The 12,325-nt window shown below is 69.4% G+C and carries 7 protein-coding genes; 5 read left to right on the top strand and 2 right to left on the bottom strand.

Features of this window, described 5'->3' with window-relative positions; genetic code table 11:
- Positions 1 to 117: 117 nt before the first annotated feature.
- Positions 118 to 1,422: a pyridine nucleotide-disulfide oxidoreductase gene (locus tag ABZZ22_RS15430; RefSeq protein WP_354932803.1), complete on the bottom strand. Its 1,305-nt coding sequence runs from the start codon at positions 1,420 to 1,422 to the stop codon at positions 118 to 120.
- A gap of 61 nt (positions 1,423 to 1,483) precedes the next feature.
- The gene (locus tag ABZZ22_RS15435; RefSeq protein WP_354932805.1) at positions 1,484 to 2,530 is read right to left on the bottom strand and encodes a LacI family DNA-binding transcriptional regulator; all 1,047 of its coding nucleotides are present in this window, start codon (positions 2,528 to 2,530) and stop codon (positions 1,484 to 1,486) included.
- 178 nt (positions 2,531 to 2,708) lie between these two features.
- On the opposite strand from ABZZ22_RS15435, the gene ABZZ22_RS15440 reads away from it, so the two are divergent.
- From ABZZ22_RS15440 to yvcK, 5 genes are all read left to right on the top strand, one after another.
- On the top strand, positions 2,709 to 6,695 hold the full coding sequence (locus tag ABZZ22_RS15440) for a GH92 family glycosyl hydrolase (protein WP_354932807.1): 3,987 nt from the start codon (positions 2,709 to 2,711) through the stop codon (positions 6,693 to 6,695).
- Between the two features lie 321 nt (positions 6,696 to 7,016).
- Positions 7,017 to 8,327 (top strand): reverse transcriptase family protein, encoded by a 1,311-nt coding sequence (locus tag ABZZ22_RS15445; RefSeq protein WP_354932809.1) that lies wholly within the window; start codon positions 7,017 to 7,019, stop codon positions 8,325 to 8,327.
- Between the two features lie 57 nt (positions 8,328 to 8,384).
- Positions 8,385 to 10,439 (top strand): excinuclease ABC subunit UvrC, encoded by a 2,055-nt coding sequence (gene uvrC / locus ABZZ22_RS15450; RefSeq protein ID WP_354932811.1) that lies wholly within the window; start codon positions 8,385 to 8,387, stop codon positions 10,437 to 10,439.
- Between the two features lie 3 nt (positions 10,440 to 10,442).
- Positions 10,443 to 11,309 carry an RNase adapter RapZ gene (gene rapZ / locus ABZZ22_RS15455; RefSeq protein ID WP_179658361.1) on the top strand — a complete coding sequence of 289 codons (867 nt, stop codon included), beginning with the start codon at positions 10,443 to 10,445 and terminating at the stop codon, positions 11,307 to 11,309.
- A 2-nt stretch (positions 11,310 to 11,311) separates the two neighbouring features.
- Positions 11,312 to 12,292 (top strand): uridine diphosphate-N-acetylglucosamine-binding protein YvcK, encoded by a 981-nt coding sequence (yvcK, locus tag ABZZ22_RS15460; RefSeq protein WP_354932813.1) that lies wholly within the window; start codon positions 11,312 to 11,314, stop codon positions 12,290 to 12,292.
- Positions 12,293 to 12,325 lie beyond the last annotated feature (33 nt).

Here is a 12,325-nt window from a genome sequence, read left to right on the forward strand (position 1 = left end):
CTCCGTTTCACAGGTTCGTGTGGGTGTTCAGGTAAGAAACGTCAGACGTTCTGGTCGACAAACATAGACCCCGAACCCCAGGACCGTTGGGCTGGCTACAGACTCGGCTCGCCACAACTACAGCCTCGGCGAGGCGGGTCTGTAGTGCGCGAGAGCCTGTCCCCGCCACAGCTCGTCGCGCGGGGAGCGGCGGCGGTCGAGACGGGCATCGAGCAGCACCCGGGCGTCGTCCCAGCGGTCGGCGCGGAGCAGCGCGGCGATGCGAGCCTCCTCGATGATCTCTCGCTGCGCATCGGATCCGCCGAGGCGGCGGATCGACGGAGCGAGGGAGGCGAGGCGGTCGGCGGCAGCCGAGTTCGCGTCGCGGGCCATCATCCCCAGCGCCTCGGCGAGCGGAGAGACGACGGTGGCCATGGTCGGGTGTGCGTGTCCGGCCGCCCAAGACCGCAGCTCGTCGAGCGCGCCGGCGTCGCCAGTGGCGAGGTAGGTCACCGCGGTGTGCATGGCCAGGAACGGTGTGGCGGGCCGGGTCATCGTCTCGCGCCCGGTGACGCGTACGACCTCGGCGATGTCGGGTACGTCGCGCGCGCCGGGCGTGAGCGCCCAGCGGAAGAGCAGCGAGCCGGAGTCGACCAGAGCCCGGCAGCCGAGGGCGTGTCCGGGCTGGAGCTGGCTCCGGTAGCGGCGGCGTACGGCATCGAGGTCGCCCAGGGAGAGCTCGTGCAGCGCGGCGTGCCACGCGAAGTGGGAGAGCGAGTCGATCTCGGCACCGTCGCCGAGCACCCACGAGGACATCCAGGCCAGGCCGGCCTCGTGGTCGCCGGTCTCGTAGTGTGCGTGCGCCCGGGCGTGGGCGGAGTGGCCGGCGCCGGGCTCCACCGCCAGCGAGGCGCAGGAGAGCGACATGGCCTCGTCGAAGCGTCGCTGCTCCTGGCGTACGAAAGCGAGCAGCCCGGCGAACCACCAGTCGTCACCGTACGCAGGCGCGGCGCGCTCCACGATCGCCCACGCCTCTTCGGGCACCTCGGTGGCTCCGGCGAAGGCGATCGTCGGCACGGCGACCGAGAGCAGCAGTGCGTCGCGCGGGAAGGCCGCCAGGTGGTCGATCAGCGGTCGGGAGTCGCCGCCGATGTGGGCGTCGACCGCATGGACATGGCTCCGCTCCCGCTCGGTCGCCCGCCGGGCGTGCAGCCCGGCCTGCCGCAACCGTGCGGTGACATCGACGGGGGCGCACATCTCATGGCCGAGCAACGCCAGTGCGGCGTGTCCGAGTGCGAAGGTCGGGTCGAGCACGATCGCGGTCGCGAACGAGGGCAGGGCGCCGTCCCGCAGGCGAAGCACGTCCAGCAGCCCCTGGCGGTAGCTCCGGGCGGCTTCGTCGCTGGTGGTCAGCGCGTATCCATAGCGATCACGACAAGGCACATAACAATACTAGACCGCTAGACTTAAAAAGTCAGCGTAGCGGCGCCGGATTTCCCCAGACTCAGGGACCCGCGAGCTCTCCGGAGCCTCGGGGGATCAGCCGGGTGCCGATCGTGACCGTCTGGGGCGGGCCGGCGGCCGGACCGGCTGTGTCGCCCGCGATGCGTTGGAAGAGCAGCCGCGCGGCGGCCGCCCCCATGGCGCCAGGATCCTGTGCGACGACGGTGAGCCCGGGCTGAAGAAGGTCGCCGAGCTCGACGTCGTCGAACCCGACGAGCGCGAGTCGCGTCGAGCGCCGGGCGAGCTCACGAAGGACGCTGACGGTGGTGCGGCTGTTGCCGCAGAAGAGCGCGGTCGCCGGTGACCGTCCGGCGAGCAGTCGGTCAATTGCTTCGGCGGTCGATGCGGGTGATGGGGGCGCCTGCGCGACGAGCGTGCCGGAGAAGGGGATCCCGGCCGACTCCAGTGCCTCTCGGTAGCCGCGCAGCCGCTCGCCGGCGGTGTAGATCTCCGGGGCGTCGCCGATGAAGCCGATGCGGCGATGACCGTGGGCGAGCAGATGCTCCACTCCTCGCCGGCTGCCGCCACGGTTGTCGGTGAGGATCATGTCGGCTTCGATGTCGCCGGGCGGGCGGTCGACGAACACGGCCGGGATGCCCGCCCTCATCTCCGGGAGCAGATAGGAGTGGCTGGACCCGGCGGGAACGATGATCAGACCATCCACGCGCCGCTCGCAGAACGCGAGCGCGAGCTCGCGCTCCCGGTCGGCGTCTTCGGCCGAGGACCCGGCGAAGACCATCGTCCCGTGCTCCCGGGCCACATCCTCGACCGCGCGAGACAGGATCGAGTAGAACGGGTCGGCGACGTCCTCGAGCAACAGCCCGACGGTGCCTGAGCGTCCCTGCCGAAGATCGCGGGCGCTGGCGTTGCGTCGGAACCCGAGCTGGGTGATCGACTCGAGCACCGCTGCCCGGAGGTCGTCGTTCACGTTCGACTCGCCGTTGACCACCCGCGAGACGGTCTTCAGGCTCACGCCGGCGGCCGCCGCGACGTCCTTCATGGTCGGGCGGCGTTGCTGACGGGTCCGGTCGGACAGGGGTGATGCCACGTGCACAGCGTAGACGCAGATTCGAGCGTGACAACGATGTCCCTGTTCTTCTGTGCGATCCCGCCAAAAGTTCCGTGGCACTGCAGAGCGCCTGAGTAAAGCCTTCGCAAACTCGTTGACAACGTTGTCATCCCACGGTTCCATCTGGGGTGGCCCCCATGTGAAGGAGATCACACCGATGCACCGTTGGGACGCACCTCCCAGAATCCGAGTCCGGTCTGCGGGCCGCCTGGCCGCGACGATCGCCGCGACGGCGGCGCTCATGGTCGGGATGAGCGGCACCGCGCCTGCGTTCGCGACGCCGGAAGCGCCCGAGCCGTCCGCCCCGAAGAGCGACACCGCCGACCCTCAGCGCGCCGCCGAAGGCGGTGACTGGGCGACATCCTTCGAGGATGAGGATCCCCAGCCCAGCTGGGCCGACCTCGTCGACACCGACGAGGACGGCAAGCCTCGCACCGCAGGCGTCGCCGGGCCGGACCCCTTCGGCATCCCCGGCGACATCTCCGAGCACATCACCGGCGCCACCGCCAGCGGAGAGAACAGCGGCTCCGGCGAGGGCGCGGCCGAGCTCGTCGACGGCGACATCAACACCAAGTGGCTCACCTTCGCGACCACCGGCTGGGTGCAGATCCAGCTCGACCAGCCGGTCAGCGTCGTCAGGTACGCCCTCACCTCGGCCAACGACGCGGCCGAGCGCGACCCCAAGGACTGGGTGATCCAGGGCTCCGCCGACGGCCAGAGCTGGACGACCGTCGACCGGCGCACCGGTCAGTCCTGGGAGGAGCGCTTCCAGACGAGAGAGTTCGAGATCGCCTCTCCGCAGGCGTACGCCCACTACCGCATCGACATCTCCGCGAACCAGAGCGGCGGCATCATCCAGCTCGCCGAATGGCAGCTCTCCGACGGCTCCGAGCCCCCGCCGCCGCTGAAGAACATGACCAGCCACCCCGATGACGGCCCCGCCTCGGCGTACGCGGCGAAGTCGGAGGTCGGCTTCACCGGCGTGCACGCCTTCGAGTACGCCGGCAAGATCACCGGCGACAAGGGCCACTCCTACAACCGCGTCTTCGACGTCGACATCCCCGTCGGCAAGGAGACCGAGCTGTCCTACCTGGTCTTCCCGGAGTTCATCGACGGCGACCTGAGCTACCCGAGCACCTACACGGCGGTCGATCTGGCCTTCACCGACGGCACTCTGCTCTCCGAGCTGGGCGCGCTCGATGCGCAGGGCTACGTACTGTCGCCGGAGGGCCAGGGCGAGTCGAAGTCGCTCTACACCAACCAGTGGAACAAGAAGACCTCCGTCATCGGCGAGGTCGCGGCAGGCAAGACGATCGACCGCATCCTGGTCGCCGTCGACGCTCCGAGCGGCCCGACGAAGTTCCGCGGCTGGTACGACGACATCGCGATCACCGCGTCCCCGAAGACGCCGCAAGTGACCAGCCGTGTCGACTATGCCGTCACGACCCGTGGCACGCAGTCCAGCGGCAGCTTCTCGCGAGGCAACAACATCCCGGCGACCGCAGTCCCGCACGGCTTCAACTTCTGGGCGCCGATGACCAACGCCGGCTCGCTGTCGTGGTTCTACCGCTACCACCAGGACAACGACGCCCAGAACCGGACCAGTCTGCAGGCGTTGACGCTGAGCCACGAGACCAGCCCGTGGATGGGGGACCGGCAGACCTTCCAGGTGATGCCGTCGGCCGCCGAGGGCGTCCCCGAGCCGGGGCGCAAGACACGCGCGCTCACCTTCGAACATGCCAACGAGATCGCCCGCCCCCACCACTACAAGGTGGACTTCGACAACGGTCAGAGCGCCGAGATCGCACCGGCCGACCACGCAGCTGTGTTCCGGTTCACCTACCCCGGTGACTCCGCGCGGGTCGTCTTCGACAATGTCAACAACAACGGCGGGCTGACCCTCGACCCGGCTTCCGGCACGCTGTCCGGCTTCACCGACACCCGCAGCGGCCTGTCCAACGGCGCCACCCGGATGTACGTCTACGCGACCTTCGACCAGCCGGTCACCGGCGGCGGCAAGTACGCCACCGGCGAGCGCCCGAACGTACAGGGCCATCTCGAGTTCGACGCCGGCGCGGACAGGACCGTGACGATGCGCATCGCCACGAGCCTGATCGGCATCGACCAGGCCAAGCGCAACCTCGAGCTCGAGGTCGCCGACGCCTCCTTCGACACGGTCAAGGCGAGGGCGAAGGCGCTGTGGCAGGACAAGCTCGACGTCCTCGACATCGAAGGTGCGACCAAGGACCAGAAGACAACCGTCTACTCCAACCTCGCGCGGCTCTTCCTCTACCCGAACTCGGGCCACGAGAACACCGGCACCGAGGACGAGCCGGTCTGGAAGCACGCCGTTCAGTCCACCTCCGGTGACTCCAACCCGCCGGGCACCACGCCCACCCACACCGGGGCCGAGGTCAAGGACGGCAAGGTCTATGTGAACAACGGCTTCTGGGACACCTACCGCACCACCTGGGCGGCCTACTCGCTCCTGGAACCCGGCCAGGCGGCCGAAATGGTCAACGGCTTCGTGCAGCAGTACAAGGACAACGGCTGGATCTCGCGCTGGTCCTCGCCGGGCTACGCCAACCTGATGACCGGGACCAGCTCGGACGTCTCCTTCGCCGACGCGTACGTCAAGGGAGTGGAGGGGATCGACGCCGAGGCCGCCTATGCGGCCGCCGTCAAGAACGCCACCGTCCGGCCGCCGGGCTCCGCGACCAACTCCAACGTCGGCCGAAAGGGCATGCAGACCTCGGTGTTCCTCGGCTACACGCCCGCGGCCGTGAGCGAGGGCGTCTCGTGGGGACTCGAGGGCTACATCAACGACTACGGCATCGGAAACATGGCCGCGAAGCTCGCCGAGCGCGACGGGATCTCTTCGGCCGAGCGGAAGCGGCTGCGGGAGGAGTCGGAGTACTTCCTCGGCCGGGCCCGCAACTACGTCAACACCTTCGACACCAAGGTGGGCTTCTTCCAGGGCCGCAACGCCGACGGCACCTTCAAGAAGTCGCCGGCGGACTACAACCCGCTGGTGTGGGGGAGCGACCACGACTACACCGAGACCAACGGCTGGAACTTCGCGTTCCACACCCCGCAGGACGGCCAGGGCCTGGCCAACCTCTACGGCGGCCGCGGCGGGCTCGCGAAGAAGCTGGACACGTTCTTCACGACCCCGGAGACGGGGGAGTTCCCGGGCTCCTACGGCGGGATCATCCACGAGATCCGGGAGGCCCGCGACGTACGCATGGGGCAGTGGGGCTTCTCCAACCAGGTCAGCCACCACATCCCGTGGATGTACAGCTACGCAGGCCAGCCCTGGAAGACGCAGGAGATCGTCCGCGAGACCCTGCGCCGGATGTACACCGGCTCCGAGATCGGACAGGGCTATGCCGGCGACGAGGACAACGGGGAGACCTCGGCCTGGCACCTCTTCGCCTCGCTCGGCCTCTACCCGCTCCAGATGGGCAGCGAGAACCTCGTGCTCGGCTCGCCGCTGTTCACCAAGGCCACCCTGCACCTCGAGGGCGGCAAGGACCTGGTGATCAAGGCGCCCGAGAACAGCACCGAGAACATCTACGTCCAGGGCGTCACCATCGACGGCAAGAAGTGGGACAAGACCTACGTCTCCCACCAGGAGCTCGCCGACGGCGGCACCATCGAGTTCGACATGGGCTCGAGCCCATCGAGCTGGGGCACCTCGCCGAACTCCGCGCCGCCGTCGCTGACCACCGGCTCGGAGCCGGCCACGCCGATCGCCGACAAGTCGGGCACGGGCAAGGGCGCGGTCTCTGCCAGCGGGAACGGCAGCGAGAAGCTGGTCGACAACGACTCCGGGACGCAGACGACCGTCGCCGGTGACGGCTGGGTGGAGTACCGGTTCTCAGGGACCAAGGTGCCGGTCTCCTTCTACACCCTCACCAACGGCGCCGACGGCCGCTCGCCCAGCGGCTGGGTCGTCAAGGGATCCAACGACGGCACCGACTGGAAGGTCCTCGACCGGCGCTCGGGTGAGAAGTTCGCCTGGCAGCAGGCCACCCGGCCGTTCAAGCTCGAGTCGGAGTCGAGGTTCAACCGGATCCGGATCGAGTTCGCCGGTGCTGCCGCCGACACGATCACGCTCTCGGAGGTGGAGCTGCTCGGCTAGCTGGTTGGGTGAGCTGATGCCCGGCCCGCGCCGGTCGGGCATCAGCCCATCCTCGACGGAAGCCCAACGCGCGGCCGGTTGCGCACGGCCACCACGTCCGGGACGTTATCGTGCTGACGTGCGGCAGCGTCATCTCGAGACGGCGAGCCGGTGCGTGACACCGGTCAGCCTCCCCGGGGCTACCCCGGGGGCCACCGGTACGTCCGGGCACGGCACCGCGCGCGACAGGCTGCGCTCCGCTGCAGGTCGCCGCGCGCACGACGAGACAGGTCGAGCAGCGCTGCCGCACTCCAGCGGTCCTCATGCCCCCTGGCTGCCGCGGTGAGAGCAGACTTGGCGCGTGCGCTGGCGGCTGGCTTCCTGGCGGGGGAGTGGACCCGCAACGGCCTGGTCGCGAGCGGAGCGCTCGTGCTCGGGCGACGCGCGACGTGGTTGCCCCCATTGGCGACGCAGGCGCTCGAGCTCTATCCGAGGCCGCCCCACGACCGGCCGCGCGAGCTTGCCATGGTGCTCCGCAGCCTGCCGGCAGCCGACAAGGCGTTCGGTGTCGGCCCCGTCACCCAGCCGGTGGCCGCGACGCGCATGGTGACCAACCGGTGGGCCCTGCCGGAGCTCGACGACCTGGCTGCGGTCGCCACTCTCCTCGACGTGACCGCTGCCGAGCTGGACTGGTTCGCCGACCCACGGCGCTGGGCCAGAGCGGCAGACGAGCCCCGGCTCCAGCATTATCGGGTCAGCCACCGGACCGCTCCGAGCGGCGCGATCCGTGTTCTGGAGGCACCCAAGCCCCGGCTGCGCGCCCTCCAACGGAAGCTCCTGGACCAGGTCGTCTCGCGGATCCCGCCGCACGATGCAGCTCGTGGCTTCCGGCCGGGCGGATCGGTGAGGTCGTACGCCGCGCCGCATGCCGACCGGCCGATCGTCCTGCACCTGGACCTGGAGGCGTTCTTCGCCAGTGTGAGCGTCTCCCGGGTCTACGGCATCTGGCGCACCGCGGGCTACCCCGAACCGGTCGCGCACTGCTTGGCCGGACTGACCACCTGCGTACTGCCGCGTGTGGCCTGGCGAGCGGTCTCGCGCCCCGCTGAGGAAGGGCTTCTCGATGCGCACTGGCGGCTCGGGCGCCGCCTGGCCGCACCCCATCTGCCCCAGGGTGCACCGACGTCGCCCGCACTCGCCAACCTCACCGCGTACGGCCTCGATGGCCGGCTCGCCGCTCTCGCCCGCTCATGGGGCGGTCGCTACACCCGGTACGCCGACGACCTGGCGTTCTCGGGGGAGGCCGGCTGGGGGAATGGCACCCCACGGTTGCTCGACGCGATCGAGGAGATCGTGTGTGATGAGGGTTTCCGGCTCAATCCGCGCAAGACCGGCGTGATGCCGCGCGGTGGCCGTCAGCGGTTGGCCGGCCTGGTCGTGAACGAGCAACCCCGCGTGCCACGTGAGGATGTCGACCTTCTCCGCGCCATTCTCCACAACTGCCGCCGCCGTGGCCCGAGCACACAGAACCGCGACCAAGTCCCGGCGTTCGAGGAGCATCTGCGCGGCCGTGTCTCTTGGGTCGCCCAGCACGATCCCGTACGCGGCGCTCGGCTGCTGGCCGAGCTCGACGCGATCGACTGGAGCCGCTGACAGCTCGATCCGTCGGGCACGGTTCGGGTGTCGGTGCTCGCCGATAGGCTGGCGGACGTGCCCGATCCGCAGAGCTATCGCCCCCGAGCTGGAGACATCCCCACCCAGCCAGGGGTCTACCGGTTCCGCGATCCCAAGGGGCGGGTGATCTACGTCGGCAAGGCGATCAACCTGCGTCAACGGCTCGCGAACTACTTCCAGCCGATCCCCAGTCTTCACCCGCGCACGGCGACGATGGTGACCACCGCGGCCAGCGTCGAGTGGACGACGGTCAACAACGACATCGAGGCCCTCCAGCTCGAATACACCTGGATCAAGGAGTTCGACCCGCGGTTCAACGTCAAGTATCGCGACGACAAGTCCTACCCGTGGCTCGCGGTCACCGTCGGCGAGGAGTTCCCGCGGGTCATGGTCGGTCGCGGGGCCAAGCGCAAGGGCACCCGATACTTCGGCCCCTACGGCCACGCCTGGGCGATTCGGGAGACCGTCGACATCCTGTTGCGGGTCTTCCCGATGCGCTCGTGCAGCAACGGCGTCTTCAAGCGCTCGCAGCAGATCGGCCGCCCCTGCCTGCTCGGCTACATCGACAAGTGCACCGCGCCGTGCGTCGGCAACATCTCGCCGGAGGAGCACCGCGAGATCGTCGACGACTTCTGCGACTTCATGGCCGGCCACACGACGACCTTCACCAAGCGGATCGAGAAGGAGATGTACGCCGCGTCCGAGGCCCTCGACTTCGAGAAGGCCGCGCGGCTGCGCGACGACCTCGCCGCGATGCAGCGTGCCCTGGAGAAGCAGGCGGTGGTGCTCGGCGACGGTGCCGATGCCGACGTGATCGCGTTGGCCGAGGACCCGCTCGAGGTCGGCGTGCAGATCTTCTACGTACGCGGTGGCCGCATCAAGGGTCAGCGCGGCTGGGTCGCGGACCGGATGGACGACGCCGACACGGCCGGTCTGGTCGAGCACTTCCTGCTCCAGCTCTACGCAGGCGAGGACGCTGAGGCGATCCCGCGCGAGATCCTCGTCCCGGCGCTGCCGCCCGACCACGACACGCTCGAGGAGCTGCTCTCGGACGTACGCAAGGCGAAGGTCAGGATCCGGGTCCCACAGCGTGGGGACAAGAAGACGCTCCAGGAGACCGTGGCCAAGAACGCCAAGCAGGCCCTCGCGCTCCACAAGACCAGGCGCGCGAGCGACCTGACCACCCGCAACCGGGCGCTGGAGGAGATCCAGGAGGCGCTCGAGCTCGACGAGGTGCCGCTGCGGATCGAGTGCTATGACATCTCCCACCTGCAGGGCACCGAGATCGTCGCCAGCATGGTGGTCTTCGAGGACGGGCTGGCCCGCAAGTCCGAGTATCGCCGGTTCATCATCAAGGGCCAGGACGGCTCCGACGACGTCAAGGCGATGCACGAGGTCATCACCCGGCGGTTCAAGCGGCTCCTGGACGAGCAGTCGACCTCGATCGTGTCGACCGAGACGACCGGAGCGAGGTCGAGCGGCGAGCTTGCTCGTCCGCTCGCGCCGAGCGAGGGAGTAAGCGCGCGCAGCGCGCAGGTTGAGGGGCCCAGCGGCCCGATGCTGGTCGACCCGGAGACCGGCCGGCCGAGGAAGTTCGCGTACGCCCCAGGCCTGGTGGTCGTCGACGGCGGCGCACCCCAGGTGGCCGCTGCCCAGCGCGCGCTCGCGGAGCTCGGTGTCAACGACATCCCGGTCGTGGGCCTGGCCAAGCGCCTGGAGGAGGTCTGGGTTCCCCAGGAGGAGGACCCGGTCATCCTCCCGCGCAGCTCCGAGGGGCTCTACCTGCTGCAGCGGATCCGCGACGAGGCGCACCGGTTCGCGATCAGCCACCACCGTGGCCGCCGCTCGAAGTCGATGGTGGAGAGCCTGCTCGACGACGTACCCGGTCTCGGCGAGGTGCGCCGCAAGACGCTGATGAAGCACTTCGGCTCGTTGAAGAAGCTCCGGACGGCGACCATCGAGGAGATCGCCCAGGTGCCCGGCATCGGCCCCGGCACCGCGACCGCGATCAAGACAGCTGTGGATCAGTCGTCGAAGAATGGCAGGGTTGGCGCCATCAACGTCACCACGGGCGAGATCATCGAGGAGTAGGTCATGCACAAGGGGGAGGTCGTCGTCATCACCGGCATGACCGGTGCCGGGCGGAGCACAGCGGCCAAGGAGCTGGAGGATCTCGGCTACTACGTCGTCGACAACCTGCCGCCGAGCCTGCTCTCGCAGGTGGTCGAGCGGGTCGACGCGGCCCGGGGCCCGGAGCAGCCGGTGGCGGTCGTGACCGACGTACGTTCGGGCTCTTTCTTCGCCGAGCTCGAGGAGATCCTGGCGAAGAAGGCAACCGGGCGGCGTACGACCCTGGTGTTCCTCGACGCCGCCGACGACACGCTCGTCCGCCGCCAGGAGGCCGCGCGGCGGCCGCACCCGATGCAGCGGGGCAACGAGCGGCTTCTGGACGCGCTCGAGCGCGAGCGGGTGGTGCTTGCCAGTCTGCGCGGCGCCGCCGATCTGGTCATCGACACGACCCAGCTGAACGTGCACCAGCTCACCGCCAGGATCGCCGAGGCGTTCGGCACTCCGGAGCGGACGACGCTGAAGGTCTCCGTGGTGAGCTTCGGGTTCAAGTACGGGATCCCGGTCGACGCCGACTTCATGGCAGACATGCGCTTCCTGCCCAACCCCCACTGGGTTCCCGAGCTGAAGGGCGGCAACGGCCGCGACAACCCCGACGTCGCCGACTACGTCTACACCCGTCCTGGCGCGGAGGAGTTCCTGAGCGGGTATGTTCCGGTGCTCGTCGGAGTGACCAAGGGCTATCTTCACGAAGGGAAGAGGTTCATGCGCGTGGCAATCGGGTGCACGGGTGGCAAACACCGCAGCGTGGCGATGGCGGAGGAGATCTCCAGGCGGCTGCGAGATGCCGGTCTGGACGCGAAGGCGATCCACCGAGACCTCGGGCGGGAGTGAGAGTGGCCGGGGCCGACCGACCCGGGGCAGATGCCCAGGCCGTCGTCGCCCTGGGGGGCGGGCACGGACTGCATGCGTCGCTGAGCGCGCTGCGGCTGCTGGTCGACGACCTGACCGTCGACCAGCTGACGGCGATCGTCACGGTCGCCGACAACGGTGGCTCGAGCGGGCGGCTCAGGAGGGAGTTCGGCGTGCTTCCGCCGGGCGACCTTCGGATGGCGCTGGCCGCGCTGTGCGGCGCGGACCGCTGGGACGACACCTGGGCGCAGGTGCTGCAGCACCGCTTCGCAGGCGATGGGGAGATGCGTGGCCACAACCTCGGCAACCTGCTGATCGTCGGGCTTTGGGAGCAGCTCGGCGACCACGTCGAGGCCCTCGACTGGGTCGGTCGACTGCTGGGCGCCAAGGGCCGGGTCCTGCCGATGGCGCTGGTGCCGATGGACATCGTGGCGGAGGTGAGCGGGCTCGACGCCGCCGATCCGGAGGCACGGGTCGCGATCAGGGGCCAGGTCGAGGTCGCCACCACCGATGGCCGGATCGAGTCGATCCAGCTCGTCCCCGACAATCCACCGGCCGCCCCTGACGCCGTCAAGGCGATCTGTGAGGCCGAGTGGGTGTTCCTGGGGCCCGGGTCCTGGTTCACCTCGGTCCTGCCGCACCTGATGGTCCGCGCGCTCCGCGAGGCGCTGGTCGCAACCTCCGCGAAGATCGTCGTGGTGCTCAACCTCGGGGAGCAGCCGGGAGAGACGACCGGCTTCGGCCCGGCCGAGCACCTCGAGGTCCTCCTCGACCACGCCCCGGATCTCCGCATCCACACGGTCCTCGTCGACTCCTCCCTCGACGGTCTCGGCGAGCTGTCGCGGGTGGCCGAGAAGTGCGGTGCGCAGGTCGAGGTCGCCGACGTCGCCGTCGACGACGGGACCCCTCGCCACGACCCGGAGCGGTTGGCCGCGGCGTACGCTCGGGTGATCGGGGCGGGTTGAGGCCAGCCGAGCCCCCTCTGCAGGGCCCACACG

Origin of the sequence: Nocardioides sp. NPDC006273, assembly GCF_040613495.1 — a bacterium.
Classification (GTDB): Bacteria; Actinomycetota; Actinomycetes; order Propionibacteriales; family Nocardioidaceae; genus Nocardioides.